Below are 26,359 nucleotides of genomic sequence, written 5' to 3' on the forward strand. Positions count from 1 at the left end.
TCCAAAATGTTCATAGTATTTTTTCTAAATGTCACTTAATTTATTTTTTCGAAAAAAATTCATTTATGCTCTACAACCCTCTTTCTACTATACTATCTTGTTATTAAAGATAGATTTCTTCTTTCCAACTACTGGATTTAGATTGAACTACTATTAGATTTTCACTTTCCCATTTTAATGTCCCTAAGAATCTAGAATATACCATTTCATTCCCTACCTCTTCCACCAATAATTGATCTCGAATCTTTAATCCCTTTTCATCATACACTTCACATCGTAGCTGGAAACCTTTAACACGATGAATTCCTTTTAATATCGCTATCTTCTTACGGCTTGGGCTTTTCTTAGGTGTCTTCCCAACTAAAAATATTCCTTCATAGTTTTGCTTCACAATTTCATCTAAAGATTCCTCTATATACCCTTTAACAATAGATGATGAAAGAGTAGAGTTTTCTTCAAGTCCAGGGACAACATATTGGCGTACTAATTTGCAAAACTCTTTGTATTTCTCTTCAACTGATTCCAGTGTTAAGAAATTCATAAAATCATAAGGAACCAGTATACTAATTTCACCCGATGCCCTATTCACTTTATATGAAACATCAGTGTGCTCCTTAGCTAAACAATAAACAGTAACTTTCTCAATTTCTTTTAATCCCATCTCAAACTCGCTAACTTTCTTTGCGAAAACCAACTCAAAAATCCTAATTTCATGTACAAGCAAATAATGTTTTTTAGGACGTTTTTTTTTCCAATCGTAAAACTTTACTTCAAGCAATATAATTCACTCCTTTAAATTTATCACCATGGCATCAGGGACCTATGATACCTTTTATTAATTTATTAAACTGTACTCCTTTTTCATTCTACCTTATCTATATTTTTAATATGCTTACTCACAACGCACGCGGCGACATAACAGCCATAAATACATCACTTCTCTCACCTGGTGCCATATACATTCCTTCTGCATCTAAATATTCAATGGAAAAGGCTGCTAGCTCATACGCCATTTCTTGATCGCATTCAAAAAGTGGATTTATAAAAACCTCACTTCCTGTAATCTTTTGTAAATCTTTCAAACAGTTAGACTTACTTCTTGTATAATCAGCCACATTCTCATTAGCCCAAGACCACATCCAACTGTTACTCTTTTCAGACCAAGAACCTATAAAAACAACACTAAATTCAAGTAATACTTGACCATTTTTTTTAAACTGTAATATACATTGATCTTGATCATACCAATACTCATCAAAGTTATAGATATTATAATCCGAAATGAATTTTTGCTGTTTACTTTCTAATTTGTCATAACACATAACAAAATAATTCTCGAATTGTTCATCCGTCATTGCCAATTATCACACGCTCCCTTCATTCAAGATCTCACTACAAACAATATATCTTATATCTTACTCTCTCAAAACCTATATAAAGTGAAACTTTAATTAGTCCTTACCAATCGGGCTTTTACCGGTAGCCCCCCGCCCACATATCATATACGTTTCTACCACTAAGATATCTTAATATATACAAAGAAAGAAGAACTTATATAAGCCCTTCTTTCCATAAATAGTTTCTTTACTCCATCTAATTTATTTTATCACGATAATTAAATTCACTATTATACAAATGCACCCCAACCATCTGTATATCCACCAAACTCTTCACCCAGTTTATTCAATTCCTTTTGCATCTCTACGATATCCTCATAAATTAAGAACATTTCTTTAAAACAAGTACATGTCCAATCTTCAAATTCTTCATTATAATCTAATTCACAATTTAAGCCCAGCTCTTGTAGTCTGCCAATTATTTTTTCTCCATTACCTTGATCAGGAATTGCAATAAAGAAATCTACTATATGTTTTTTATTAAAATCTATACCTTGTTTATATAATATATTTAATACTTGTCCATCTTCATCTTTTGGGAATTTCATTATAATAACCTCCTATTTACCATTAAAACTCTTATTTTTATGCGAATAATGCCTCTTATCCATAAAGCTACCAAATTCTATCCCTTTACAGACACTAAAATTATCATCTACAACATTACTTTCTGTAAAAGAGAACTACTTTAATCTACACAATGTTTCTATAAAACTTATTGTAGGTACATCCCCACAACTAAAAATATTTAGGACCTCTAAATATTAAATAGCAGAAAAATCTTCAATTAGACCTTGCAGTAGCTTTAATTTTAATTCTTTTTTGTTCATATAATTCCTTCCGCTCTCTATTTTGATTTGTCCCACGAGGATTAGATACATGTCCTATCCTATATATAAAGAAAAAAGAGCGTATATTCGCTCTTCCTTCATACACACATTTAACAAATGAATCTTTCTAACCACTAATTTTTCTGGTGATATATTAATAGCCTCTAAAAGCAAACTGAATATACATGTAAGTACCAACACCATAAATAACAAAAGCAACTATAGTAATTAGCCAATTTTCACTATTTTTTTGTACATACTTCGAGCATGCCCAAATAAGAAGTAAAATAATTAATTGAATTGCAGTCACTTTTGAGACAGCAAATATAGTAGTTTCCGTAACAAATACTACCCATGTCCCGAACAACATCCGAATACAAAAAATAATCGCCCCAATACGTGTTTCAGTATATTGTTTATTTATATTTATAAAAAATATATCTTGCAACATAACAGTTAATGTTAATACAACTACTAAAGCCAAGATAGAAATGAATTCTAAAAATTCTATAAGCACTTTTAGTCTCCCTTTTGACATCATTTTTAATTTTCATTAAAGATTCTTACTATCATGTAACTAGGTCTACAAATACCCTCTCATTATCTATACAGTTTTCGCATACATAATATGAAAATAACAGCTAAGACCATAAATAATAAGTGCAATCATTGTAATATACCACTTTCCTCCGTACTTCTTTACATACTGCATAAGCCCCCAAAGGCAAAGTAATATAACTGATTGAACTGCTAAAATTTTTAATGTCCCCAATAGTGTGGCTATCATAGAATAGGTAATCCATATACTCAACAACGAACGTATAATTACAAACATAGCACCGATTTTCTGATAATAAAATAGTTTTATACTACCCACATAGTAATCTTGCAAAAGAATAATAGATGCTACTAAAATATTCAAAACCAAAATCATAATAAATCCCAAAAACTCTATCAACTCTAAATTCTCCTTCATAAATTTATTTACGATTTCCTATCGCATCAAAAGTTAACAATTCACTCCGAAGTTTTACAAGTTACTTTTTCAAAAATACTAGCTAATATTCCAATAATCATCAAAGAGATTATTATTCATACATTCATTTTATTACTCAAGGACGACCTATTTAAAAATCCAATTTTTTAGCGGACTTGAAATAGTCTTGAAATTTATCATCGATGTCCTCATCTTTACTAAAAAAAAGCGTTACATACGAATCCCAACAAACAATTTCAAGTTTTGCTTGAGGGTGCTGAATATTCGGACTTGGTACCCAGAGCCCTTCATTTCCATTTGCATAGGGTTCTACAAGCAAATTATTAATATCAATGTTTATAGACTTATCAAACGCAGATAGTACACCCCAAATAAATTGAGGATTATATTTCTTTACGAGATTTGAAAGATCTTCACCTGCTATCCAAACTATTGGATGCGACATTTTAGGATAATCTCGGATAAGTTTCTCTTCCTGATGTGCGACAATCTCCATGTCTGTTATAAGCCAATTAAACTCTTTTTCCCTACCTTGAAATGAGTCAAAAACGGAAGCTAAAACTGTATATTTAGATCCATGTAAAATGAAGTTCATCCAATCCCTCCAATTAGTAACAATCGATAAGTTAGCCTTCTTGAACTTATTATGTGTAGATAATTAAACAAATACCAATGAATACTGTTACTATACACAATATAATAGTTGTTGCAGTATCTAGCAAAATGCTTACGACTAGGAAAATTATTGATTTAAGAGCAAAAGAAGGCCCTTTTTCTTTCCATTGACGATAGATTTGCATCATTGCATAAATTAATGGAATCATACCACCTATAATCAGAATAATCCCTATTATTTTCCCCATGTTTCCCCTCCTTTTAAAGATTCGAATCAATAAATATACTATATAATCATACACCCTCAAAATATATCCTTATATTTTTGAAGTTATTTTACACATACAAAACTCTCTAATCATAGCTACACTCGTATTAAGCGCATTGTTAAAAGTTATATAATCTTTCATTCTGTAACTAACGGAACTTTCCATCTGCTAAAAACAATGCCATACAGCTTAACATTTTCTAAGGTATTAAATTTCCTAAGATATCAATTAGCTCTTCTAATGCTCTTCCCAAATGGTTTATATTGTCTCGTTCATCAAAACCTTTCTCCATTAATTCATCTGCTATAATATCTCTCAATTTATTTATTTTTTCAGTTTCTATCATACTTAGGTCTTCATAAACATTTAACCATAGTAAATGTTTATTTTGTGATTCTAATGTCTGTTTCAATAAAATCTGCATCTCTTTATTTAATTTAAACAACCTTATTTTTTCCTTTCCTTATGTATTTTGAACCTTTAGCAAAAGTTGTAATTACTTTACCTTTTTTATTTAAAACTACTACAGCCTGTTTACTAGTAGATTTAGTTCTACCGCCACTTTGTATAACTTTTTCGCCAGTTTTAACAGCATTTAAAATCACCTTAGATGATACTCCTACACCATCACGACTAATTGCCTATACCATTTCTTTTCTTTCATAAACTCACCTCGCTGAAATATTTTTCAACACAATAATGTTACATATCCAAATCTAAATAAAACAAAGAGTAAAGTAAATACAGTTTAAAAATAAATACATCTATCATAAAAAAGAAAAAACGATTTCTTATCTCATTAATGCTTGTAGTATCCCCACCCCATTTAACGATTGATAAAATAAGACCAGGGCTTTTTTGGAATCATCGGTTAAACTTGCAATTTAGTTGAAGAAGGCACAAACTGATGATGCGGAAAACGTAGTATATAGAAGACTATGTAAGGAGTTTGTCATATGATTGATAACAGAATTTCGAAAGATTATGACCATGAAATAGATGATTCTTTAAAAGAAATTACAGATACAACCATCTTACTTAATTTTCAAAAAGCGATTGTAAGTTTATATCCTCATCTAATACCAATTCATGCTTTTGCCTATGACGCATGGGATGATATTGTAATGCCATTGTTTTATGAAATGGTATATAAAACCTTTGCTTTTAAATACGGGATAGATATTAACTTTAAAGAAACTCATACCTATATGTTTTCGCTTAATAGTTATAAAGGGATACATCACATCGAGTGTGTTCCAAAGTGCACGACATTTAAGATTTATATTAACGAAGAATGGATTGAAATGGATAATAAAAGTTTGAAAGAAAATGTATTTGTATTTAAGTCATTTGGGGATGGATTGCATTTTCTAACTGGTGGAATTGAAATTGCAGATGCTTATCGTGTAGGATTTGACCTTGTTGAGGTTGATATTGTTTCTACCATAACAGGTCTTCCATCTAAAACAAGTATTTTTATTGATAAAGAGCATGTAGACTTTGTGTTTGTTGCAGAAACATATGATATAAATATCCAAAATTAAAAATTTTATGTAAGAAAGTAGGAAGAATATCTTCATTACTACTCGTATCAAATAGTTGTTTGAACACGCTCCGCTATTATATATACAAACTTCCGACTACATTTCATATGAGAAAAAGTTATTACGATAAACAAAGAAAAGGTCTCCTAAAATATCTTTTAGGAGACCTTTTCTTATTAATAGATTTTGTAATTTAAGAGTAAACACTCTTAAATTACAAAATCCTCCGGAATAAACACTTTCACTTCTTTCGGCTGTACGTATACGAAATCACCCGATTGAATGTTCAGCTGCTTGAACTGTTCTTTCGTAATTTCTGCTTCTAAATATTCATCTGTTTCGTCTCGTTTTAATTCTACATATACGACAGGTCCGACTGCGTGAGAATAAGATACTTTTGCCGGGATTGCATCTATGCTTTGTTTCGTACGAGAGATTGATAAGTCATGCGGCCTTACGTAGGCTATTCCGTCTACGTTGGAAACGTGCTTATGCTCTGGTGCTTCTAGTTCGACCGATCCTACATTTAGCTTTCCTTTATGAACGCGGCCGTGAAATAAATTTACATTTCCTAAAAAGTCATATACAAACGGACTTGCTGGGTTTTCATATACTTCTTCCGGTGTTCCCATTTGTTCAATACAGCCTTCATTCATTACAACGATGCGGTCTGCAACGTCTAACGCTTCTTCTTGATCATGCGTTACGAATACGCTCGTAATTTGAAATTCGTCATGTAATTTTCGGAGCCATCTTCGTAATTCTTTTCTCACCTTTGCATCGAGTGCACCGAACGGTTCATCAAGTAATAAAATTTTCGGTTCGACTGCAAGTGCCCGGGCTAGTGCAATACGTTGACGTTGTCCACCAGATAATTGCGCTGGATAACGTTTAGCAAAGCCATCCATTTTTACGAGCTTTAATAATTCTGTTACCTTTTCTTCTATCGCTTCTGCTGACGGTCTTAAGCTTTTCTTTCTTACTTTTAAACCGAAAGCGACATTCTCAAATACATTCATATGCTTAAAGAGCGCATAGTGCTGAAAGACGAAACCGACTTGCCTGTTTTTCACGTGAATGTCTGTTAAATCTTCTCCATCAAATGAAACAGAGCCTCCATCCGCTTCTTCTAATCCTGCAATAATGCGTAATAACGTCGTTTTCCCAGAACCTGACGGGCCTAATAAGGCAACAAGTTCACCTTTTGGAATATCCAAATGAATGTCTGTTAGTGCTTGAAATGTACCATATTGCTTTGATACACCTTGAATTTGAATACTCACCGTAATCCCCCTTATTGTCGTTTTTCCATTCGCCATTCAATCCAGTTTTTTATAACGAGTGTAAACACTGCAATTAATGACATTAACGTCGCTACTGCAAATGCTGCTGAAAATTGATATTCATTGTACAAAATTTCAATATGGAGCGGCATCGTGTTCGTAATGCCACGCACGTGACCTGATACGACAGAAACGGCTCCAAACTCACCGATAGCACGGGCATTACATAGAATCATGCCGTATAAAAGACCCCATTTTATATTTGGAAGCGTAACGCGCCAAAACATTTTCCAGCCACTTGCGCCAAGTGATAAAGCTGCCTCTTCTTCACTTTTCCCTTGCGCCTGCATAACCGGAATTAATTCACGTGCAACGAACGGGAAGGTTACAAAGATTGTTGCGATAATAATGCCTGGTACAGAGAAAATGATTTTCACTCCATGTTCAAGTAACCATTCGCCAAGAGCACCCCTCGGTGTGAAAAGTAAAACGAATACTAATCCTGCGATAACTGGTGACACAGCAAACGGCAGTTCAATAAGAGAGAGTAATACTTGTTTTCCTTTAAACTGAAACTTTGTAATAAGCCATGCGGCCGCTACCCCAAATATCGTATTAAGCGGCACAACGATTAACGCAACGAGAAGCGTTAATCTAATTGCTGAAAATGCTTCTTGATCTGTAATAGCGGCAATGTATACATCCATCCCTCTTTCAAAGGCTTTTAGAAAAATAGTTATGAGTGGCAGTAATAGAAAGAGAGATAAAAATAAAACTGTAATCGTAATTAATATGCCTGGTACAAGCTTAGATTCTTTTTTAGCTGATACGCTTTTTACTATTTTCTTTTCTAATAATGTTGGTTCCATTTTCTCTCCTCCTATTCACTTTTTAGTTCATGCCTTCTACTCCAGCTTTGAATCATATTAATAAGAAGAAGGAAAAGGAGAGAAATAATAAGCATCACGGTCGCTACAGCTGTTGCCCCCGCATAATCATATTGTTCTAGTTTCGTCATAATCATCAGTGGTGCAATTTCTGTTTTCATCGGCATATTACCTGCGATGAAAACGACAGATCCGTATTCTCCTAATGCTCTTGCAAATGCAAGTGAAAAACCGGCAAGAAGAGCGGGAAAGATCTCTGGTAAAATGATTTTCACAAATATTTGCAAGCGGGATGCACCTAAACTCGAAGCCGCCTCTTCTACTTCTTTATCAATATTTTGCAGCACTGGTTGCACCATTCGAACGACAAATGGTAAACCGATAAAAGTAAGCGCAACGATAATTCCGAGTGATGTGAATGCTACTTTTATATGAAATACGCTTAATATTTTCCCAATCCATCCATTTTCCGCATAAAGCGTTGTAAGTGTAATACCAGCTACAGCTGTCGGAAGTGCAAACGGCAAATCAATGAGTCCGTCTAATAGTCGTTTCCCTGGAAATTTGTAGCGTACGAGCACCCAAGCTATTAATAAACCGAAAATGGCATTTACAATAGCCGCTACCAATGAAGTTGTAAAACTAACTTGATAGGAATGCAACACACGCTCGTTCGTTATAACCCCAGCAAACTTCTTCCAACCTAACTGTGAAGTTTGAATAAATACGATAGAAAGTGGTATAAGTACGAATAAACTCATGTACAGCATTGTAAATCCAAGCGATAATCCAAACCCTGGTAAAACACGTTTCTTTCTCATCCTCTTTCACCTCATCCCCCTTTAGCAGCGCTCATTATTTTTGATAAATTTTATCGAATACGCCGCCGTCATTAAAGTGTTTCTCCTGTGCTTTTTTCCAGCCACCAAATAGTTCATCCACTGTAAATAATTGAACTTTCGGAAATTGGGATGCATATTTTTCTGCTACTTTTTCATTACGCGGACGATAAAAGTTTTTCGCCGCAATTTCCTGTCCTTTTTCTGAGTACAAATATTCAAGATACCCTTCTGCTACTTTTTTCGTTCCTTTTTTATCAACGACTTTATCTACAACCGCTACTGGTGGTTCTGCAAGTACACTAATAGAAGGGGTTACAATTTCAAATTTATCTTTTCCAAGCTCTTTTTGAGATAATAACGCTTCATTTTCCCATGCGATTAATACGTCACCAATTCCTTTTTCAACAAATGTTGTCGTTGCTCCGCGCGCTCCTGAATCTAATACTTCTACGTTTTTATAAATTTGGCTAACAAACTCTTTCGCCTTATCTTCACTATTATTATATTTTTTCAGTGCGTATCCCCACGCCGCTAAATAGTTCCAACGTGCTCCGCCTGATGTTTTTGGGTTTGGTGTAATGACAGACACACCTTTTTTCGTTAAATCATCCCAGTCTTTAATTCCTTTCGGGTTTCCTTTTCGAACAAGAAATACAATTGTTGATGTGTATGGAGTGGAATTATCCGCAAGCCGCTTCTGCCAGTCTTCTGCTAGTTGTTTCTTCTTGCTAATCGCATCAATGTCATAAGCAAGCGCTAGTGTAACAACGTCTGCTTCTAAGCCATCAATTACAGAACGCGCCTGGCTTCCAGATCCCCCGTGTGATTGTTTTACATTTACTGTTTGCCCATGCTTCTCTTTCCAATACTTCGCAAAATCTTTATTGAAATCTTGATATAACTCCCTCGTTGGATCATAGGAAACATTTAAAAGCTCAACTGTTTTTTTATCTCCACTTCCTTCAGAATTACTAGTGGATGTTGCCGAACCACACCCTGATAAAAGTACAACTGCTGATAATAAAACACCTGTACTTTTCATAAACGCTGTCTTACCCCACTTTTTCATCGTTAAGCCCCCTTAGTTTATACAATAGAAAAAGGCACACAATATATTCACAAACGTGAACATTGTGCGCCTTCAGTTTATCTGATTAGCTTCTAATGTATTCTATTCGATTTCTTTTCATTTTAATTCTGTAATTCACATGTGTCAACTTGGAATTTATTTTTATTTCTTCGGATTTTCATACAAACTCCCTCTACATGATAATCATTATCAATATGTAAGAAAATAATAAAACATCTCTTTTTTATTTTCTACATACATACGCTTTCCGATCATTTTTAAACAATAAATAATGTGCTGTATGAACTTTTCTCTCTACATAATCGATTGAATACGTACTGGCTGGATCTACCAAATCCCCGATCGCCCCTGAAAGGTGGTCAATTACTTTCTGCAATGTTTCTAGATTCTTCTTTTCTCTCTCCACATTCATTGCATCCATAATGTCACAAATCAAATATTGTACGTTCCGTAAGCGCAATTCCTTTTGTTCCATACATATATCCCCCCCCGTATTAGTTATATTACGGTTTAAATATATGGTTTTATAGCTTAGTCAATTCTAAAAAACAAAAGATATCCCAAAGGGGATATCTTTCTCCATTACACTTGCATCGCTTTCTCTCTCAATGCTCTTCTTAACAACTTACCAGTCGTATTCTTCGGTAATTCTATTAAAAACTCAATACTTTTCGGCACTTTATATTTCGCTAAATGTAACGTGCAGTAATGCATTAGCTCTTCTTCTGTTACGTTTGCTTGCTTCAAAACGACGTACGCTCGCACAGCTTCTCCTAAGTTTTCATCTGGAACACCGATTACGACAACTTCCGCTACTGATTCGTGCGTATATAATACTTCTTCTACTTCACGAGGGTATACGTTATAACCGCCAACTAAGACGATATCTTTTTTGCGATCAACGATATAGAAGTAACCTTCTTCATCCATTTTCGCCAAGTCACCTGTATATAGCCAGCCGTCTTTCAATGTCGCAGCTGTATCTTCTGGTGCATTATAGTATCCTTTCATAACGTTAGGTCCGCGAACGATTAATTCACCGACTGCGCCGACAGGTACTTCTTCTCCAAGTTCATTTACAATTTTATTTTCTACATGCCAAATATTTGTGCCAATCGATCCTGGTTTACGAGGACGATCTAGCGGATTGAAACAAGTAACTGGTGATGCTTCTGATAAACCGTATCCTTCTGAAACAATAACGTTAAAACGTTTTTCAAAGTTTTGTAGAAGAGCAACAGGCATCGATGCGCCACCGGAAATACAAAGACGAAGCGTCTTCACATCTTCTGCGCTTGCTTCTTCAAATAAATATAAATAATTGTACATCGTCGGTACGCCAGCAAAGATCGTTGGTTCGTACGTACGACAAATACGGAATACTTCTTTCGGACTAAATTTCGGTAACATTAAAATCGTTGCCCCGTTCACAATCGGTGCATTTACCGCAACTGTTAAACAGAATACATGGAACATAGGCAGTGCCGCAACGACGCGGTCATCAGCCGTATATTGTAAATACGACGCCACATCGTTCGCATTACTATATAAATTTTTATGTGTTAACATAGCGCCTTTCGGTTTTCCAGTTGTGCCCGATGTGTATAGAATAACCGCTACATCTTCTTCATCAAGTTCAGGACCTTCGTAAGTTGTATCTCCAGTCCCCACAAAACTAGTAAACGTTTTCATTTTTTCGGTTTCTGTATGGTTAAAATCTGATGAGGTTTCGCATATGATGATGTTTTCTAATGAAGGAAGTCTTGTTGTAAGAGATTGTATAACAGGTAGAAGGACGTCGAGTACGATGATTGTTTTTACATCTCCATTTTGTAAAATATAATGCATTTCGTCTGCTGTATAAATTGGATTAACTGGAATAACAGTTGCTCCGGCTTTCATTGTTCCGTATAAACCGACCAAAAAATGTGGTGAGTTCCCAACAACTAATGCGACATTGTCCCCTTTTCCAATGCCCATTTCTGCTAAATTGCTAGAAAACCTTGTGACCATTTTGTTTAATTGGTCATATGAGACCGACTGATCCATAAATATATAAGCCGGTTTTTCCCCCTTCTTTTTTGCCGTTTCAGCCAAAGATTGAACGAGATTCACAAAAACCCCACCTTTATAAAATTTAGAATATTTAAAAATTCTAAATTAATTATATTAAAAGAAAATTAAAGTGGCAAGTGATATTCTATTAACTGCATATAGACAGATCACCTTCTCTTAGTTTACTTTGGAAAAATAAGGGGATTTTGTTTACAAGTAATTTATGAAACTAGACCAAAAATCATTTTAGGATAATATGCACTCATCTTTTTTCTAAGCTTTTCAAGTTCCTCTTTATTTAAGCTCGTATACTCCCCATACAAATTCAAAACGTCCGCTCCATTTTCATGAAAATACACGGTAACATATAACGTCGGTAACCCTTTGTTGTCTTCATCTATTGATAAGACGACATCTGGTGTTTTATTAACAGTGCTGAATGTTTCATTTCTTTTCCACTTCTTATTTTGAAACATGTCTTGTATATCATGTATCTTTCGTTTGTTATCTGTATGCGTAAAATATATAACATTATCCTCCGCTGGTTTTCCGATAGACAAAATTGTACGACTTGAGGGCGATCCACTGCTACACGCTGTCATTCCGATGACGAAGCTGAGTAATAATACAACGTACATTACCCTTTTCATTTCGATCCGCCTCCTTTTGTATATATATTCCTTTATGAGGGGCAAATGTCCTGTGATTTTATGTTTTATGGTAAATGAAATTATATGAGCGATTTTTCAGTTATATCAGCGCAGCTCGATTTATATCGGCGATTTTCCAATTATATCAGCGCAACTCGGTTTATATCGGCGATTTTCCAATTATATCAGCGCAACTCAATTTATATCAGCGATTTTTTAGTTATATCGACTTACCGACAAAACCTGACAATCTACGCAAAAAGAAAGAGGCTGCCCGTTATGGCAGCCTCCCTCATTTTTAGAAGAATAAATGTAAGAAATCTTCAGTTGTAATGTTACCGAAGTAGCGTGCGATATCTACGCCTTCTAAAGCTGCAGTGAATGCATCTTTATCGAACTGAACGCCTGTTAGACGCTCTTCGATATCATGAACATCTAGTGAACCGAAGAAGTCGCCGTAAATTTTACATTCTGTTACTGTTCCTTTTTTCACTTCAAGACGAACGTCAACTTGTCCAACTGGGAAACGGTGTGAGTGTTGTAAGTTGAACTTCGGAGATTTTCCGTAGTTCCAGTCCCAATTTTGGTAACGTTCTTCAGAAAGTTTATGAATTTCTTTCCAATCCTCTTCTGTTAATTCGTACGTTGGAATGTCTGTTTCCCCTTCGAAAATTGTTTCTAGAAGAAGTTGTCTAAACTCTTCTGTCGTCATTTCTTCGTTTAGGAACTCTGTAATGTTCGCAACGCGGCTACGAATTGATTTAATTCCTTTTGATTGGATCTTATCCATTTTTACTTTTAACGCTGATACGACGTGATCGATTTCAGAGTCAAATAGTAACGTACCGTGGCTGAACATACGACCTTTCGTTGAGAACTGCGCGTTACCTGAAATTTTTCTGCCTTCAGCTAAAATGTCGTTACGACCACTTAGTTCTGCATTTACACCTAATTTACCAAGCGCTTTCGTTACAGGCTCAGTAAATTTTTTGAAGTTGCTGAAACTGTCTCCATCATCTTTTGTAATAAAACTGAAGTTTAAGTTTCCTAAATCATGATATACTGCGCCTCCGCCTGATAGACGACGAACGACATGAATACCTTTTTCTTTTACGTAATCTGCATTAATTTCTTCTACTGTGTTTTGGTTTTTACCAATGATTATCGAAGGCTCATTAATGTAAAACAGTAAATATGTTTCGTTAATATCTAAATTCTTCACACAATATTCTTCAATTGCTAAGTTTATTCTAGGATCTGTAATTCCTTTATTATCAATAAATAACATCGTATCACCTCATGAGTTCCATACGTAACCACTATGCGCTAACGTAATATGGCCACTGAAAATTTGTTTTGCTTCTGTTACTAAATCAGATGGGTTGCCTGTATGCGGTAAGTGCGTTAATAAAAGTTCTTTTACATTTGCATCTTTCGCAATACTTGCTACTTCTGTACTATTCATATGCCCTGCTTTTGCAGCCTCTTGATGTGCATACATATTACACTCACAAATGAAAAGATTAGCATCTTTTGTGAATGGAATGAATTCAGGAATATAACTTGAATCAGCGCTGTATACTACAGCATCATCTCCAGCTGTAATACGCATCGCAAAGCATGTAACAGGATGAACAGTTTTTAAGAACGAAATCGAGAACGGTCCAACTTGAAGTGTTTCTTCTGGATTGTACGCGATTCCTTTCGTATGTGGTTCATGTGTTAAAGAATGAAATCCATTCTCGTCAAACGTATGACCGTATATTGGTAATTCCGGTAGTTGCCTTGTTGTCGCACTCGTAATTAATCTCGCATATTGCAATACCCCAATGTCCGCAACATGATCGTGATGATAGTGTGACAGTACAACTGCATCTATATCAGATGGTGTTATATATTTTTGAAGCTGTGCTAGTACACCACTACCACAGTCTACAAGTAAACGAAAACCATCGTGTTCAAACAAATACCCCGACGTTGCTTCTCCCGCTTCTGGAAAGCCGCCCCAAAAGCCGACAACAGTCATTTTCATATGTATCCATCCTTTCTAAAACCGAGTAGGAATGCAGTTTTTCTCCGTACTTGAGAAAGTTTTTTACTTACATCCTACATTGTTAACTATAATCCATTTCCTAAACTTTTTCATTAATTTTCAATTTTGTTATAAAACAGTTATTGACTTTTATTTTTTGTACTAATACAATGATAGTAAGAAATGGAAATGGAGGGATTGACATGATCGATCAACCAATGGAGTTTTTCAGAAATTTACCGACGAAAACTTGTGCGCACTGCGGGAAAGAAATTGATGAGCAACACGAAGCATACCATAACAAATGTGATGATTGCGTTCACGAAGAATAGTAGTTTTTGAACGTAAAAAAACCTAGCAGACATAGTCTACTAGGCTAATAACATCTTATCCTTCATCGTTGAACCTTTCACCAAGAGCTCCAGTTCAAACTCATACAATTCTTTTTTTCGATAATTTTTCGTATGGATTTTATCCATCATCAGGTCGACAACTTTTCGGGCCATTTCATCAATTGGCTGTTCAATTGTCGTAATACCTGGTTCTGTAATCTGCGATAATATTTGATTATCAAAACCGATAACAGCGAGATCATCTGGAATGCTCAAGTTATGGTGCTTCGCCTCTGAGATAATTCCAGCTGCTACCTCATCGCCTCCTGCCAAAATCGCGGTAGGATTTTTTTTGTCCTTTAATACTTCATGGAATATTCGTTTTCCATCCCCCCAAGAGAAAGCGTTTTCAAGAAAATCAATCGCTTCTACTTGGCGGCTCTTCTCAGTTATTGCACGTAAAAAGCCCATTTTTCGCTGCTGACTAACTAATTTGGTTTCGTTACCACGGCAAAAAATAAGATTACGATACCCTTGATCTAACACATGCTTCGCAGCTATGTATGCTCCTTGCGCATGATCAAACTTCACTGTTGGAATATTTGCTTCCTCAATATATTCATTACATAACACGATTGGACCGTGCTGTAAGTATGGCTCTACATCTTCCCACGGATTTTCTAGTGAACATAGAATAATCCCATCTACTTGTTTCGTAGATAATAATTGTAAATACTCCATCTCTTTTTCAGGTAAATATCTTGTTTGACAAATAATCAGTTTATATTTATGTTCAGAAGCAGCAATCTCGATTGCTTCAATAAATCTACTGAAAAAAGGATTTGTAATCCTTGGAACTAGCACCGCAATTGTTTCCGTTTTTTGTTTACGAAGCCTTCTCGCCGCAGAATTAGGAACAAAGCCTAAATGCTTCATTGCTAATTGAACCCTTTTTTTCTTCTCATCTGAAACATATGGATGATTATTAATCACCCTAGAAACCGTTGTCCTTGATAACCCCGCTAATTTCGCCACGTCCTCTATAGTCGACACGAAATTCTCCCCCTTTGCATGAAAACGTTTTCTTAAATTGATTATATAGTATATTATTGGAAACTGCAATACAGGTTCTTATGATTTTACTATATTGATATTATACATAGGTAAAAGTCTGTTTAATGGGAAGGGAATATATAATACTTTTAGAAGTTTATAGAAAGCATATTTATAAAAATTGAAGGAGATATTTCATGAATCGGACAGATCGTTTATTGGCTATATTAATTGAATTACAAAGAAGACAAACTGTTACAGCACAAAGCTTAGCTGAAAAATTTGAGACAAGTATAAGAACCATTTATCGAGATATGGATGCACTTAGTGAATCTGGCGTCCCACTTTTCGCAATGCCCGGCCACGGTTATTCATTAATGGATGGTTATTTTTTGCCTCCCATTCAACTTACACCTGAAGAAGCTGTTACTCTTTTACTAGGCGGTGATTATATAGAGAAAACTTTCACTTCTTCTTTTTCTGTACATGCGCAATCGGCAAAAGAGAAACTTGAAATTGTCCTACCTGCTGATCAAAAACAGAAAGCCCGGGAACTAAGAGGAACCTTCCGTTTCCTTTCTCCCAAATTTTCACACAAACAACCTGAACAAGAAAAACTAGAAAACCAACTTCTCCTGTTGCAAGAATCTATTCAAAAAGAACAAGCTATCTCTTTTTCTTATCGTAAACCGAGAGAAACTACAAAAATAAAACGGACTGTTCATCCTTACGGTTTAGTCAACATTTCAGGGATTTGGTACATCGTTGCTCATTGTTTACTTCGAAAACAAATACGTAATTTTCGTTTAGATCGTATGGATACATTACAGCAAGAGCAAGAATTCTTCACAAAACCGAAAGACTTTTCTTTACAAAACTACAAACCCGAAAGCAATCGTACTGTTATGATTCATTTATTGTTTCCATCTCATATTGCACATAAAGTTATTGAATCACGATACTTTTTTATAGATTCATACGAGCATCAAGATAATGGTTTTCATGTCTATTTGAAATCAAGAAACATAGACGAAGTATTTCAATGGGTATTAAGCTTTGGAAGCCAAGTGCAAGTACTTGAGCCAAAAGCCCTTTCTGAGAAAATTCGTGAAGAAGCAAAAAAAATGTTAAAACTTTAATTTCACTACTGACATAATGTTGTCAGTATCCCTCCTTTATAGTAGGTATTAACAAATACATTTTCATAAAAAGGAGTTAGTAATATGAAGAAATTCGAGGAATTAGCAACGTATTACATAGAGGAATTAGAAAAGTACTCTATAGAACAATTTAGAACGCAACCGTCTAGCGAAGAATGGTCTCTTGGTCAAATGTATAACCATTTAATTGCCTCTACATATATGCAGTTAGATGCAATTGCGAGATGTAAAACTGAAGTACCTTCTGTAACTAACATAAAAACGGATATGGGTGAAAAGGTATATACAATGGGAGCTTTCCCCGACATACAAATCAAAGTACCAGGTCATCCGGGATATACGCCTGAAAACCCGGCCACCAAAGAAGAAGTACAGAAACAATTTCTAGAATTAATGACAATTGTAAAAAGTACAGAGCCAACACTTACTTCTAGTTCAAGTGATTGTAAAACCGAACATCCCGGGTTCGGTTACTTAAATGCTGCAGAATGGTTCCAGCTTATTTCTATGCATTTTGCTCATCATCTTCGTCAGAAAGATCGCCTGGAACTTAAGATTTGCTAAGTGTTAACATTTCCACTAAAAAGAGACTGCCCATATTGGCAGTCTCTTCATTAAAATATGCACCGCCTATACAATTACTCATAAATTCCCACTTTATATCAATAGAATACTCCTCTTTTTTTATTCAATATAAAACCCCATCAATACATCATCTCCATATGACCCATCTTCATATTTAATTTGCTTTCTTTGTCTTCCTTCTTCTACAAATCCCATACGTTTGTACACCTTAATCGCCCTATCATTAACAGAAACTACGCCTAAGCAAATTTTCTCTAAATCTTTCTGCTCTTTAGCCCAACTAATAAGAAATTCAATTAACTTCGTACCGATGCCTTGATTACAATACGCCTCTTTAATCCCCATTCCCATTGTGCCTGCATGTCGTAACCTTTCTAGTTCATATCGATTAAAGAGTAAAAAGCCGACTACCTTACTATCTATTTCATACACGATGTAAAGATTACCTTTCTCATTACTTTTTCGTATCTTTTCTCTTTCTGCATTAATATCATTTGGTAATTTCTTTGGAGATACTATAAAAAATTTTGTAGTAGTTTCCGATAATATAATTTCTTTTCTAATATTCATAATTGCTTCCGCATCAGTTTCTTTTGCTAATCGTATCACTGAATCACCTCGTATCTTTCCCTAAAAAATAATACTGGAGCCATCAAACCAAACCTCTCAATATGCAATATTACATATTAAGAACCTTTTCAATTTTGATACAATATTCTTACATATGAATAAAAGGAATGTATAAAATGAATCCAATCTTAACAGCTGCAAAACAACTATTACATAAAGAAGAAAAGATTTTATCTACTTTAAAATGTTCACTTACTGGCTATATGATTACGCATAAAGTCCCGTATCCTGGCATGTTACTTGCTACTAATCAAAGACTTCTCTTTTTTAACCAATATAAAAACACATTCATTGCCGAATTTGATTATGAAAAAATTTTATCCATAGAAACGAAGAGAAGAATCTTTGACAAAAAAATAATATTTTACTATGAAGATGAATATATAACGCTTGGATACATTACAAGTTCGAATGTTGAAGCGTTCATAGACTTACTACAAAGAAACAGCAAGACTAGCACAGACTTATAATCAGTGGGGATCCCCCCCTCACTGATTCATTATTTTAGCTCCTCCCACTTCGTCCACACTTCTCTCACGTTTATACGGTACATATTATCATCTCTGTCCATAAATCCATGCACAATAAATTCGCGTCTAATCGTACAAAAATCATCATGATATTGCTTTATGAATGTATTAATTTCTTTTTCTGTATATTGATTTTCAGCATTTAACTTGCTAACTAAATGCTCTAACAATACTAGTTTTTTCTTCTTTTGACCTGGAATCGATTTTAAACGATTCTCTTTATCAAAAAAGTTACGAATGGTCGTATCCCTAAATTTCATTTCGCTTTCGGTCATTTTGTTATCCTCCATCAGCTTTTATGTAATACAACTTTATTGTTTTTCTTTACCGTTTTTCTTTATTCTTTCACTTAAAATATCAATAAAGTAAGATCCACTAATTAACACATAGTAAAATACAAGTATCCCTATTGCATCTTTCATACTTGTATATTTTTCTTTATGAAACAAGATAGGTGAAAGGGCGTAAACTAGAAAGATTATTAGCGGATTTACGATAAAATAATAAGTAAGATTTCCTCTCATCATATCAGCTCCTCTACCCTATGTTTCTCTGTAAATTGTTGTAATTCCTTTTCTTTCGTTTCTATAGCTTTTAGAAAGATTTATAGATGAACTAAGAAAAAGATGCCCTCTATTAAAATAAAAAAGCACCAAAAAGGTGCTTTTTTTACGCTTCAACCGATTGATTTTCAGCAACATTTTTAAATTGTCGTTTGTGCATCAAAGTTAAGGAGGCGATTGTTCCAAGTGATAATACAACGATAAAGATCATGAGCATTCCTATGTTTTGCCACATGAAGTCAAAGTCTCCACTTGATACGACTGCTTTTAATCCTGATACAGAGTATGTCATCGGTAACCAAGCATGAAATGGTTGTAAAAACTTCGGAATCAATTCTAGTGGGAATGTTCCGGCACTTGTTGTAAGCTGAATAATTAATGTGATAATGGCGATGAAACGCCCTGCATCACCGAATGCTGTTACTAAACATTGAATTAATGCGATAAATGCTAAACTTGTAATGATGCTAAAGAGTATGAAGTATGGAATGCTTTGTACTTCTACACCTAATCCGAATAGTAATATGACATCTGCTACTATCGCTTGAATAATACCGACTGATAGTAACACGCCGAACTTACTAATAAACCAACTAAATCCTGATTTCGGAACGCCAACTGTATCACGTAATGGATATACAATTGATAATAGTAATGCCCCAACGAATAAACCGAGTGATAAGAAATACGGCGTAAATCCAGTTCCGTAGTTAGGAACTTCCGCCATTTTCTCTGTCTTCACTTTTACAGGACTTGCAAACATATCATACGTTTTATCTGTCCCTTTTACTTCCCCAGTTTTCTCTGCCCCTTCACCAAGTTTCTCAGCAAGTTCACCTGAACCATCGTTTACTTTCACTAGTCCATCAGTTACTTTTCCTGATCCGTCTGCTAGTTTATTTACGCCGTCGATTAGCTGGGTTGAGCCAGTTGACATTTGGTTTAGACCACCATTTAGAGTACCTAAGCCAGTTGTTACTTGGCTTGAACCGTCTACTAATTGCGTTATTCCTCCTGACATTTGATTTGCTCCTGCGGATAATGTACCTAAACCACCTGTTACTTTGCTTGAGCCGTCCGCTAATTGAGTTACTCCATCAATTAATTGATCTGACCCCTTATTTAATTTATTTGCACCTACTTTGGCATTATTTAATCCTTCACCAAATCCGTGAAACTTACTTACAAATTGGTTTTGCGCATTCATTAATTTCGTAATACCATCCGTTAAAGTATTAATCCCACCTGAATTCGGTAGTTTATTTTGCATTTCACTTGCCTTTTGATTTATTTCACCTTTTAGTTGATTTACTTCTTCGTTTAGTTGCTTTGTTCCACCCGATACTACAGCAACTTTTTGTTGAACTGTCGCTGTACTTTTTGCCGCATTTGTTATATACGGTTGTAACTGCTCTTGATATTCTTTTGGTAAACTCTCAATTTGCTTTTGTAAATTAGCTACATCTTGCGCTGCAGTTTTAGCATCTCCTGCTGTTGATTGAGTAAATCCATTTAACTGATTTACGTTTTTTTCAGCTCCGTCTATTTTCTCATTTACTTTATTTAATATTGTAGGAACTTTCGCCTGCATTTCTTCTAAACCTGCAGCGGAACTTTTCACTTTACTATCTAATTCTTGCAAACCCTTTTCAATTTTTTGAGAAACCCCCTCTAATTGACTTTGTCCTCCAACAAGCTGTTCCATACCAGCTGCTAATTCATTCGTTCCTGTTTTTAATTCACCTGATTTATTTACTAACGTATTCAAACCCGCTGTTACTTTCTGAGATCCATCTTGCAATTTCCCTATACCCGTCTGCATTTCACCTGTTTTGCTATTTAACGTATTTAAACCATTTGTTACTTTGCCTGATCCATCTACTAATTTATTAGATCCATCTGCTAATTTCTGAACTCCATCCTTCATCTCCCCAGATTTCCCTTGAAGTGTATGAAGGCCATCCGTCACTTTACTTGAACCATCATGCAGCTCACTTGATCCGTCGTGTAGTTTATTTGCTCCTTCCGCCCCATCTGCTAATCCTTTTGAGACGTCTTGAATGGAATCAAACATTTTCTCTGCATATGTTTTCGTTAACGTACTTGCTACTTCACCTTTAATTTTTTCAATGGCTGTTCCTCCAATTTGTGAAGATAAGAAGTTTAAACTTTCGTTTGGAATGTACTCTAAGTTTAATGGCTTTGGATTGTCTTTTAGTAACGTTGTAGCGTTACTTGAGAAGTCATCTGGAATGCGCACTAACATGTAATACTTTCTACCTTCCATTCCTTTCTTTGCTTCTTTTTCACTTACGAACTCCCATTTAAAACTTTTATTATCTTTTAAATTATCAACGAGCCCTTTTCCGACCTCAATTGGTTTCCCATCAAATACTGCGCCTTTATCTAAATTGACTACTGCAACTGGTAAGTCATCTAACTGTTTATACGGATCCCAAAAGGCCCACAAAAACATCCCTGCATATAAAATCGGTACGAATAAGACCGCAATAATTGGAATTAATATTTTTTTACTTTTTATAATTTCCGTGAACTCTTTCCGAAGTAACTGATTCCCTTTCATAATTCCTCCCCCTTTTATAAAATGACCAAAATGTTCATATAGTCATTTTTACCCAAACAAAAAGGCTATACTTGTTCATACATATGCCTTATCCCCGAATTTATTACTATGCAAATTTTTCTCATTATGATTATAATTTTTCTATATCCCCCCTTAACTTAAATATATGACCACATTGTTCATTCGGTCATTTTTTTTATAAAATTAAAAGGATTATCTTAGTTTGACAATCCTTTTAGTAAATAAAGTTCAAATAACTCTGCAATTTTTTCTTTTTCTAGCGGTTCATGATTTTTTTCCCAATCAAAAATAAGCGATACATATAGACGAAGCATAATAAATGCTGTAATTTCTGGATCACATTTGCTAATTTCACCTTTTTCAATCGCAATCTTTAAATACGATTGAATAACAGAAACGATTTCCACATCAACTTGTTGCATAACTTCTTGTACTTCTTTCGTTCCCATATCGCGCTCTTCTTGAATTAATTTAATCATGAGCTGATGTTCTTTTCTAAATTCCAAGATGCTATATAATGCTCTATGTACATTTTCAAAAAATGAAACATCTGAACGAATTGCACTTTCTGCAACTTGCTTCATTTCTGTAATTAAATTAGAAATAATTTCACCAAATAGCTCTTCTTTATTTTTGAAAAAAGTATAAATCGTTCCTTTTCCTACATTCGCTAACTTCGCTACCTGATCCATCGTTGTTGCTTTATAACCGAACGCTGAAAAAGACTTTGTTGCAGCCTCAATAATAGAACGTTTTCGATCTATTGCCACATCATCACCTCCAAAAATGACCAATTGGATAATATAGTCAATCAGTACATCTTTGATATTACCACACGCTTACATTCTATACAAGTTCTCTTTTTATTATTTCCAGTATAAAAAAATTCCAGTCAGTGTATATCATACTGTCCATAGTTTATCAGAAGAAAAGAGAAAAGGAAAAGGTGTTCTTGAGATATACATCTTAAGAACACCTTTTTATTATTTCAACATAGAAAGCATAACCTTCTCTAACTCTTCTTTATTGACATTTTTATCAAATACTGCTTCTCCTGGACGCTCTAAACTATGATTAATAATGACAATTTGATATGCACTATCTTTCCCTTTTGCAGGAACAATCATCTTCATACCTTGTAAATTCCTATCCGAGTTATCAGTCGCATAGAATATTTGATTACCTTCTAATTCGTACTGTTCAATATTTTCTTCTACAACAAATAAAGCATGGAACGGATCTTTACTTTCTCCAAATACTTGTGATTGATAAGTTGTATAGTTTCCTTTTCCGTTTGTATATTCTAAATTAATAATTAATTCAGGTCTTCTCTTAATAAAATAACTTACATTTTCATTCTTCAGATTGTATCCTTCAATTGTGTACGTCGGCTTCTTAATTTGAAAATCAACATGTTCCTGCGCTTCCTTAACCGTATAATTTAAAGATTCATGCACTTTGTCATCAAATGGTTTTGCTTGATCATAAAGCGCATATAATTTGTCACGATCGGCTTTTGTCAAACGCTCTTCTCTAAAGAATACTGACTCGTAGTCAGGATCTCTCGGAGCACCTTTTTTCTGTATATTAATAATTTCTTTAGATAATTTTATGTACTGCTGGAACTCATCTTTTGTTAAAGATTTTTCAGCTAAATATAAATAATCTGTCTTTTGTTCATATATTCTTGCTGAATAATGATATTCTTTTTTCGCATTTTCTTCTGTACCAAACAGCATATCTACAGCATTTTGATAAGCATCCTTTGACTGCTCTACTTTATCCTCTTGCTTTTCTTTTCCTTCCGTTGCACGTGCGTTGAATAAAGAAAGGGATGCTATAGCAACTATAACAATAACTCCAAGTAAAGAAAGGCGATACGATTTCTTTTGAAACTTTTTAATCATAACGATTCTCCTTTTTAGTGTTCGTTTATTTCTACTTAAATTTGCTAGGCTTGGTACTTGATAGGAATAGTGTTCTAGAAGGGTAATAATTGTATGACCGTATGCAATTTGCTCCTCTTTATCTATAAAAGTAAGTGCATATGCATCACAGGCTAATTCTTGATCTTCTCGCATACAAAAATAGGCATACCAAAGAATCGGATTGAACCAATTTAATAGGATTAAACTGTACATAATCCAATTTACAGCTACATCGTTTCTCTTAATATGAGCTAACTCATGGTAAAAGACATATTGTAATTGTTGTTTATTTAATACTTTCATATGTTTTTTTGATAGTAATACTTTCGGACGAAAGAAACTAAACACAGTTGGGCTCGCAATCTTTCCCGCCAGACGTAACAAAACTGCCTTCTTTATTTTCATAGATTGCTTACAGCGATTAAACACTGTAATGGCCTGTTCATCCGTAATATCCGGTTGTTTCTTTATGTACGAATATAACCGTCTATTTGTAAGAAACGTTATGACTGCTAATACGATTACCCCAGCTAGCCAAACATACAAAGCAATTTTGTATAAAGACAATGTAGTCTGTTTTTCCGAACTGATTTTTACTTCCGGTTCGCTAGTTTTTGTCACCATTTTAGAATTTGATTCCAATTCCACTTTTCGGTCTCTTTCTATGTTCACTATATTCTCAGTAGACGGCATATTTTTTGGAATAACTTCCGATACGCTAGAACTATAAGAAAGTAATGAGTAAATGCTATAAGAGCTATCTGGCGACCATGGTAAAAGGAGTCTTATCATTAATACGATCCACAACATATATTGCCACCGGGGTGTTAATTTATTTCTAAATAGAACTTTTATACATAAAATAAATCCAACTAATATGCTGGCCATAAGTGACGTTTCTATAAGCCAATCAAAAAAATGAGGAAGATATACATTTATAAGCGTGTCTATCATTTTTATCGATCCTTCCTCTTATTCTCCTCTGTCTTCTCATCTAAAATGCGTTTTAATTCATTAATATCTTCTGAAGACAATTTTTCCTCTTTTAAAAAATTAACAAGTAACGGCTTAAACGCTGCACCGCAAAAACGCTTTAGTAAAGATTTCGTTTCCACTTGCAAATAATTATCTTGTGATACTAACGGATAATAAGCATACATTCGCCCTTTATCTTGATGGTAAGAAACGGCTTCCTTTTGTACTAATCGATTAATTAATGTGCGGATTGTTTTCGGTTTCCAGTCCATTGCATCTTCCAGTTCTTCTATAATTTCATTCGCTGTTTGTGGAGAATTCGACCAAAGTACTTTCATAATTTCTAATTCCGCTTCAGATATTTTAGGTAATTGATTTGTCATCGTATGTTTCACTCCTAAGTATTACATTTGTAATCTACAATTAAGATTACAAATGTAATACTTAATTGTCAACCATATTTTAGAAAAATTAATTTCAGCTAAACCTTACTTCACAACAACAAAATTCCTCTTTTTCAAATAATCAAATAAAAAAACAAGAAAATCTTTACAATTAATAGTAATATAGAAAATAGACAAGTTTATCAAAACAGTGGAGGCTTTTTCAGTCATGATGCGTGCACTTCGTTTAAATATAAAGCAAGCTTTTTGTAGTCGTATTTCTTTAATTATTATGTTTAGTGGACTAGCTCTTATTTTTATTTACCATTATTATTATGTAATTCGTTACATTGGGGATGGAACGGATGCGTTTGTAACAACAGCTTTTAAATGGATTGGATTTCGCGACAATGAAATGGATGTTTATTTATTATTAATGCCCGTTATTGCTAGTTTCCCCTTTAGCACAAGTTACAATTCGGATAAATCAGATGGTTTTAAACCGTTTGTAAGTAAAGGGATTTCTTTGTTCCCTTATTCAGTAACGAAATATATCGTTACATTCTTTTGCGGTGGACTTCTTTATACATTTCCATTCATCTTATCGTTATTATTTTGCAAATTAACCATTCCAGATGGAGAACCGACGGCTGGTTCAGGCATTATAAATGATAATGGGATGTTTGCAAACTTATATTACGAATCTCCCCTCACTTACATTACTGTATATATCGGAATTAATTTTTTATTTGCAGGTTTAATGGCCCTTTTAGGACTTGCTGCATCTGCGTGGTCACAAAAGGACTATATGGCGATTCTCTTCCCATTTGCAGTTGCCTCCATTCCATACGTCCTGCTAAATACAATATTCCCTACAATAGGCGGAGCGCCTTTTCATTTATATGACCCAAAACAACCGTTGCATGGCATGTCTCCGTATATTTTAACGATGCAATGCACTTTCTTCCTCCTCGTTAGCTTAATCATGTATATACAAGGAGTAAAACGTGATAGAAAAAAATATAGAAGAAGGTTGCAAAAAAGAGAGCGGTGTAGAAAGGCGTTTCAAGTAATTTCAGACTAAATCATTGAACGAATAAGAGCGTAATTCCCTAAGTTAGATT

33 protein-coding genes are annotated in these 26,359 nt (G+C 34.5%); 7 read left to right on the forward strand and 26 right to left on the reverse strand.

Going from position 1 to position 26,359, the window contains the following annotated elements:
• Positions 1 to 103 precede the first annotated feature (103 nt).
• The 9 genes from ACTJJY_RS18630 to ACTJJY_RS18670 form a co-directional block, all read right to left on the reverse strand.
• Positions 104 to 778: a hypothetical protein gene (locus ACTJJY_RS18630; RefSeq protein WP_440606238.1), complete on the reverse strand. Its 675-nt coding sequence runs from the start codon at positions 776 to 778 to the stop codon at positions 104 to 106.
• A 118-nt stretch (positions 779 to 896) separates the two neighbouring features.
• Positions 897 to 1,361 carry a DUF6882 domain-containing protein gene (locus ACTJJY_RS18635; protein ID WP_440606239.1) on the reverse strand — a complete coding sequence of 155 codons (465 nt, stop codon included), beginning with the start codon at positions 1,359 to 1,361 and terminating at the stop codon, positions 897 to 899.
• 266 nt (positions 1,362 to 1,627) lie between these two features.
• Positions 1,628 to 1,945 (reverse strand): ribonuclease E inhibitor RraB, encoded by a 318-nt coding sequence (locus ACTJJY_RS18640; RefSeq protein WP_440606240.1) that lies wholly within the window; start codon positions 1,943 to 1,945, stop codon positions 1,628 to 1,630.
• A gap of 436 nt (positions 1,946 to 2,381) precedes the next feature.
• Complete coding sequence (locus ACTJJY_RS18645; protein WP_016082542.1) at positions 2,382 to 2,744, reverse strand: hypothetical protein; 363 nt, start codon at positions 2,742 to 2,744, stop codon at positions 2,382 to 2,384.
• An 87-nt stretch (positions 2,745 to 2,831) separates the two neighbouring features.
• Positions 2,832 to 3,185 (reverse strand): hypothetical protein, encoded by a 354-nt coding sequence (locus ACTJJY_RS18650; protein WP_440606241.1) that lies wholly within the window; start codon positions 3,183 to 3,185, stop codon positions 2,832 to 2,834.
• A 169-nt stretch (positions 3,186 to 3,354) separates the two neighbouring features.
• Positions 3,355 to 3,819, reverse strand: coding sequence for a hypothetical protein (locus ACTJJY_RS18655; protein ID WP_153587968.1), 465 nt, complete (start codon positions 3,817 to 3,819; stop codon positions 3,355 to 3,357).
• Between the two features lie 49 nt (positions 3,820 to 3,868).
• Positions 3,869 to 4,087 (reverse strand): hypothetical protein, encoded by a 219-nt coding sequence (locus ACTJJY_RS18660; RefSeq protein ID WP_000516160.1) that lies wholly within the window; start codon positions 4,085 to 4,087, stop codon positions 3,869 to 3,871.
• 220 nt (positions 4,088 to 4,307) lie between these two features.
• Entirely contained in the window at positions 4,308 to 4,553 is a 246-nt protein-coding gene (locus ACTJJY_RS18665; RefSeq protein ID WP_440606242.1) for a hypothetical protein, read from the reverse strand.
• Positions 4,546 to 4,713 carry a hypothetical protein gene (locus ACTJJY_RS18670; RefSeq protein ID WP_000602521.1) on the reverse strand — a complete coding sequence of 56 codons (168 nt, stop codon included), beginning with the start codon at positions 4,711 to 4,713 and terminating at the stop codon, positions 4,546 to 4,548. The genes ACTJJY_RS18665 and ACTJJY_RS18670 overlap by 8 nt, the downstream gene beginning before the upstream one ends.
• 351 nt (positions 4,714 to 5,064) lie before the next feature.
• Here ACTJJY_RS18670 and ACTJJY_RS18675 point away from each other — a divergent pair, with 351 nt between their 5' ends.
• Positions 5,065 to 5,652, forward strand: a complete 588-nt coding sequence (locus tag ACTJJY_RS18675) for a hypothetical protein (RefSeq protein ID WP_440606243.1) — start codon at positions 5,065 to 5,067, stop codon at positions 5,650 to 5,652.
• 209 nt (positions 5,653 to 5,861) lie between these two features.
• Here the strand turns inward: ACTJJY_RS18675 and ACTJJY_RS18680 are convergent, their stop codons facing one another.
• From ACTJJY_RS18680 to ACTJJY_RS18710, 7 genes are all read right to left on the reverse strand, one after another.
• On the reverse strand, positions 5,862 to 6,935 hold the full coding sequence (locus ACTJJY_RS18680) for a sulfate/molybdate ABC transporter ATP-binding protein (RefSeq protein WP_440606244.1): 1,074 nt from the start codon (positions 6,933 to 6,935) through the stop codon (positions 5,862 to 5,864).
• Positions 6,936 to 6,946: 11 nt separating this feature from the next.
• Positions 6,947 to 7,804 carry a sulfate ABC transporter permease subunit CysW gene (cysW, locus tag ACTJJY_RS18685; RefSeq protein ID WP_440606245.1) on the reverse strand — a complete coding sequence of 286 codons (858 nt, stop codon included), beginning with the start codon at positions 7,802 to 7,804 and terminating at the stop codon, positions 6,947 to 6,949.
• An 11-nt stretch (positions 7,805 to 7,815) separates the two neighbouring features.
• Entirely contained in the window at positions 7,816 to 8,643 is an 828-nt protein-coding gene (gene cysT, locus ACTJJY_RS18690; protein WP_440606246.1) for a sulfate ABC transporter permease subunit CysT, read from the reverse strand.
• A 34-nt stretch (positions 8,644 to 8,677) separates the two neighbouring features.
• Positions 8,678 to 9,733, reverse strand: a complete 1,056-nt coding sequence (locus ACTJJY_RS18695; RefSeq protein WP_440606247.1) for a sulfate ABC transporter substrate-binding protein — start codon at positions 9,731 to 9,733, stop codon at positions 8,678 to 8,680.
• A 244-nt stretch (positions 9,734 to 9,977) separates the two neighbouring features.
• Entirely contained in the window at positions 9,978 to 10,229 is a 252-nt protein-coding gene (locus tag ACTJJY_RS18700; RefSeq protein ID WP_440606248.1) for a hypothetical protein, read from the reverse strand.
• 107 nt (positions 10,230 to 10,336) lie between these two features.
• A complete protein-coding gene (locus ACTJJY_RS18705; RefSeq protein WP_001055200.1) occupies positions 10,337 to 11,869 on the reverse strand; it encodes a fatty acid--CoA ligase family protein in 1,533 nt (510 codons plus the stop codon).
• A gap of 161 nt (positions 11,870 to 12,030) precedes the next feature.
• Positions 12,031 to 12,459 carry a hypothetical protein gene (locus ACTJJY_RS18710; RefSeq protein WP_440606249.1) on the reverse strand — a complete coding sequence of 143 codons (429 nt, stop codon included), beginning with the start codon at positions 12,457 to 12,459 and terminating at the stop codon, positions 12,031 to 12,033.
• Between the two features lie 74 nt (positions 12,460 to 12,533).
• On the opposite strand from ACTJJY_RS18710, the gene ACTJJY_RS18715 reads away from it, so the two are divergent.
• A complete protein-coding gene (locus ACTJJY_RS18715) occupies positions 12,534 to 12,761 on the forward strand; it encodes a hypothetical protein (protein WP_440606250.1) in 228 nt (75 codons plus the stop codon).
• Here the strand turns inward: ACTJJY_RS18715 and ACTJJY_RS18720 are convergent.
• Positions 12,758 to 13,747: a lipoate--protein ligase gene (locus tag ACTJJY_RS18720; RefSeq protein ID WP_440606251.1), complete on the reverse strand. Its 990-nt coding sequence runs from the start codon at positions 13,745 to 13,747 to the stop codon at positions 12,758 to 12,760. The genes ACTJJY_RS18715 and ACTJJY_RS18720 overlap by 4 nt on opposite strands.
• A 9-nt stretch (positions 13,748 to 13,756) precedes the next feature.
• Positions 13,757 to 14,491 (reverse strand): MBL fold metallo-hydrolase, encoded by a 735-nt coding sequence (locus ACTJJY_RS18725; RefSeq protein WP_078993498.1) that lies wholly within the window; start codon positions 14,489 to 14,491, stop codon positions 13,757 to 13,759.
• Between the two features lie 203 nt (positions 14,492 to 14,694).
• Between ACTJJY_RS18725 and yhfH the strand changes: the two genes are divergently transcribed.
• Positions 14,695 to 14,823 carry a protein YhfH gene (gene yhfH / locus ACTJJY_RS18730; RefSeq protein WP_000567010.1) on the forward strand — a complete coding sequence of 43 codons (129 nt, stop codon included), beginning with the start codon at positions 14,695 to 14,697 and terminating at the stop codon, positions 14,821 to 14,823.
• A 39-nt stretch (positions 14,824 to 14,862) separates the two neighbouring features.
• Here yhfH and ACTJJY_RS18735 read toward each other — a convergent pair whose 3' ends face one another.
• The gene (locus ACTJJY_RS18735) at positions 14,863 to 15,876 is read right to left on the reverse strand and encodes a LacI family DNA-binding transcriptional regulator (protein ID WP_440606252.1); all 1,014 of its coding nucleotides are present in this window, start codon (positions 15,874 to 15,876) and stop codon (positions 14,863 to 14,865) included.
• Positions 15,877 to 16,073: 197 nt separating this feature from the next.
• Between ACTJJY_RS18735 and ACTJJY_RS18740 the strand changes: the two genes are divergently transcribed.
• Together ACTJJY_RS18740 and ACTJJY_RS18745 are read left to right on the forward strand one after the other, a co-directional pair.
• On the forward strand, positions 16,074 to 17,015 hold the full coding sequence (locus ACTJJY_RS18740) for a helix-turn-helix transcriptional regulator (RefSeq protein WP_440606253.1): 942 nt from the start codon (positions 16,074 to 16,076) through the stop codon (positions 17,013 to 17,015).
• A gap of 84 nt (positions 17,016 to 17,099) precedes the next feature.
• Positions 17,100 to 17,600: a DinB family protein gene (locus ACTJJY_RS18745; RefSeq protein WP_440606254.1), complete on the forward strand. Its 501-nt coding sequence runs from the start codon at positions 17,100 to 17,102 to the stop codon at positions 17,598 to 17,600.
• A 120-nt stretch (positions 17,601 to 17,720) separates the two neighbouring features.
• Here ACTJJY_RS18745 and ACTJJY_RS18750 read toward each other — a convergent pair whose 3' ends face one another.
• On the reverse strand, positions 17,721 to 18,230 hold the full coding sequence (locus ACTJJY_RS18750; RefSeq protein ID WP_377853846.1) for a GNAT family N-acetyltransferase: 510 nt from the start codon (positions 18,228 to 18,230) through the stop codon (positions 17,721 to 17,723).
• Between the two features lie 137 nt (positions 18,231 to 18,367).
• Between ACTJJY_RS18750 and ACTJJY_RS18755 the strand changes: the two genes are divergently transcribed.
• Positions 18,368 to 18,721: a PH domain-containing protein gene (locus ACTJJY_RS18755; protein ID WP_440606255.1), complete on the forward strand. Its 354-nt coding sequence runs from the start codon at positions 18,368 to 18,370 to the stop codon at positions 18,719 to 18,721.
• Between the two features lie 29 nt (positions 18,722 to 18,750).
• Here the strand turns inward: ACTJJY_RS18755 and ACTJJY_RS18760 are convergent, their stop codons facing one another.
• From ACTJJY_RS18760 to ACTJJY_RS18785, 6 genes are all read right to left on the reverse strand, one after another.
• Complete coding sequence (locus tag ACTJJY_RS18760; protein ID WP_141539076.1) at positions 18,751 to 19,056, reverse strand: DUF2087 domain-containing protein; 306 nt, start codon at positions 19,054 to 19,056, stop codon at positions 18,751 to 18,753.
• Positions 19,057 to 19,092: 36 nt separating this feature from the next.
• Positions 19,093 to 19,308, reverse strand: a complete 216-nt coding sequence (locus ACTJJY_RS18765) for a hypothetical protein (RefSeq protein ID WP_440606256.1) — start codon at positions 19,306 to 19,308, stop codon at positions 19,093 to 19,095.
• Between the two features lie 142 nt (positions 19,309 to 19,450).
• On the reverse strand, positions 19,451 to 21,928 hold the full coding sequence (locus ACTJJY_RS18770; RefSeq protein ID WP_440606257.1) for a YhgE/Pip family protein: 2,478 nt from the start codon (positions 21,926 to 21,928) through the stop codon (positions 19,451 to 19,453).
• A 218-nt stretch (positions 21,929 to 22,146) separates the two neighbouring features.
• The gene (locus tag ACTJJY_RS18775; RefSeq protein ID WP_000963381.1) at positions 22,147 to 22,719 is read right to left on the reverse strand and encodes a TetR/AcrR family transcriptional regulator; all 573 of its coding nucleotides are present in this window, start codon (positions 22,717 to 22,719) and stop codon (positions 22,147 to 22,149) included.
• A gap of 213 nt (positions 22,720 to 22,932) precedes the next feature.
• A complete protein-coding gene (locus tag ACTJJY_RS18780) occupies positions 22,933 to 24,831 on the reverse strand; it encodes a M56 family metallopeptidase (protein ID WP_440606258.1) in 1,899 nt (632 codons plus the stop codon).
• A gap of 2 nt (positions 24,832 to 24,833) precedes the next feature.
• Positions 24,834 to 25,235 carry a BlaI/MecI/CopY family transcriptional regulator gene (locus ACTJJY_RS18785; RefSeq protein ID WP_000184503.1) on the reverse strand — a complete coding sequence of 134 codons (402 nt, stop codon included), beginning with the start codon at positions 25,233 to 25,235 and terminating at the stop codon, positions 24,834 to 24,836.
• Positions 25,236 to 25,464: 229 nt separating this feature from the next.
• On the opposite strand from ACTJJY_RS18785, the gene ACTJJY_RS18790 reads away from it, so the two are divergent.
• The gene (locus ACTJJY_RS18790) at positions 25,465 to 26,319 is read left to right on the forward strand and encodes a hypothetical protein (protein WP_440606259.1); all 855 of its coding nucleotides are present in this window, start codon (positions 25,465 to 25,467) and stop codon (positions 26,317 to 26,319) included.
• The last annotated feature ends 40 nt before the right edge of the window (positions 26,320 to 26,359 follow it).

This window comes from Bacillus sp. 22475 (assembly GCF_052044835.1).
Taxonomy (GTDB): domain Bacteria; phylum Bacillota; class Bacilli; order Bacillales; family Bacillaceae_G; genus Bacillus_A; species Bacillus_A cereus.

Excerpts from the sequence above, each read along its gene's own strand:
- ACTJJY_RS18675 (WP_440606243.1), top strand. The coding sequence starts at position 5,065 with ATGATTGATAACAGAATTTCGAAAGATTATGACCATGAAATAGATGAT.
- ACTJJY_RS18725 (WP_078993498.1), bottom strand. The coding sequence starts at position 14,491 with ATGAAAATGACTGTTGTCGGCTTTTGGGGCGGCTTTCCAGAAGCGGGA.
- ACTJJY_RS18765 (WP_440606256.1), bottom strand. The coding sequence starts at position 19,308 with ATGATGAGAGGAAATCTTACTTATTATTTTATCGTAAATCCGCTAATA.
- ACTJJY_RS18760 (WP_141539076.1), bottom strand. The coding sequence starts at position 19,056 with ATGACCGAAAGCGAAATGAAATTTAGGGATACGACCATTCGTAACTTT.
- ACTJJY_RS18780 (WP_440606258.1), bottom strand. The coding sequence starts at position 24,831 with ATGATAGACACGCTTATAAATGTATATCTTCCTCATTTTTTTGATTGG.
- ACTJJY_RS18785 (WP_000184503.1), bottom strand. The coding sequence starts at position 25,235 with ATGACAAATCAATTACCTAAAATATCTGAAGCGGAATTAGAAATTATG.
- ACTJJY_RS18700 (WP_440606248.1), bottom strand. The coding sequence starts at position 10,229 with ATGGAACAAAAGGAATTGCGCTTACGGAACGTACAATATTTGATTTGT.
- cysT (WP_440606246.1), bottom strand. The coding sequence starts at position 8,643 with ATGAGAAAGAAACGTGTTTTACCAGGGTTTGGATTATCGCTTGGATTT.
- ACTJJY_RS18720 (WP_440606251.1), bottom strand. The coding sequence starts at position 13,747 with ATGTTATTTATTGATAATAAAGGAATTACAGATCCTAGAATAAACTTA.
- ACTJJY_RS18770 (WP_440606257.1), bottom strand. The coding sequence starts at position 21,928 with ATGAAAGGGAATCAGTTACTTCGGAAAGAGTTCACGGAAATTATAAAA.
- ACTJJY_RS18715 (WP_440606250.1), top strand. The coding sequence starts at position 12,534 with ATGAAATTATATGAGCGATTTTTCAGTTATATCAGCGCAGCTCGATTT.
- ACTJJY_RS18655 (WP_153587968.1), bottom strand. The coding sequence starts at position 3,819 with ATGAACTTCATTTTACATGGATCTAAATATACAGTTTTAGCTTCCGTT.
- yhfH (WP_000567010.1), top strand. The coding sequence starts at position 14,695 with ATGATCGATCAACCAATGGAGTTTTTCAGAAATTTACCGACGAAAACT.
- ACTJJY_RS18660 (WP_000516160.1), bottom strand. The coding sequence starts at position 4,087 with ATGGGGAAAATAATAGGGATTATTCTGATTATAGGTGGTATGATTCCA.
- ACTJJY_RS18695 (WP_440606247.1), bottom strand. The coding sequence starts at position 9,733 with ATGAAAAAGTGGGGTAAGACAGCGTTTATGAAAAGTACAGGTGTTTTA.
- cysW (WP_440606245.1), bottom strand. The coding sequence starts at position 7,804 with ATGGAACCAACATTATTAGAAAAGAAAATAGTAAAAAGCGTATCAGCT.
- ACTJJY_RS18755 (WP_440606255.1), top strand. The coding sequence starts at position 18,368 with ATGAATCCAATCTTAACAGCTGCAAAACAACTATTACATAAAGAAGAA.
- ACTJJY_RS18745 (WP_440606254.1), top strand. The coding sequence starts at position 17,100 with ATGAAGAAATTCGAGGAATTAGCAACGTATTACATAGAGGAATTAGAA.
- ACTJJY_RS18710 (WP_440606249.1), bottom strand. The coding sequence starts at position 12,459 with ATGAAAAGGGTAATGTACGTTGTATTATTACTCAGCTTCGTCATCGGA.
- ACTJJY_RS18790 (WP_440606259.1), top strand. The coding sequence starts at position 25,465 with ATGATGCGTGCACTTCGTTTAAATATAAAGCAAGCTTTTTGTAGTCGT.
- ACTJJY_RS18740 (WP_440606253.1), top strand. The coding sequence starts at position 16,074 with ATGAATCGGACAGATCGTTTATTGGCTATATTAATTGAATTACAAAGA.
- ACTJJY_RS18640 (WP_440606240.1), bottom strand. The coding sequence starts at position 1,945 with ATGAAATTCCCAAAAGATGAAGATGGACAAGTATTAAATATATTATAT.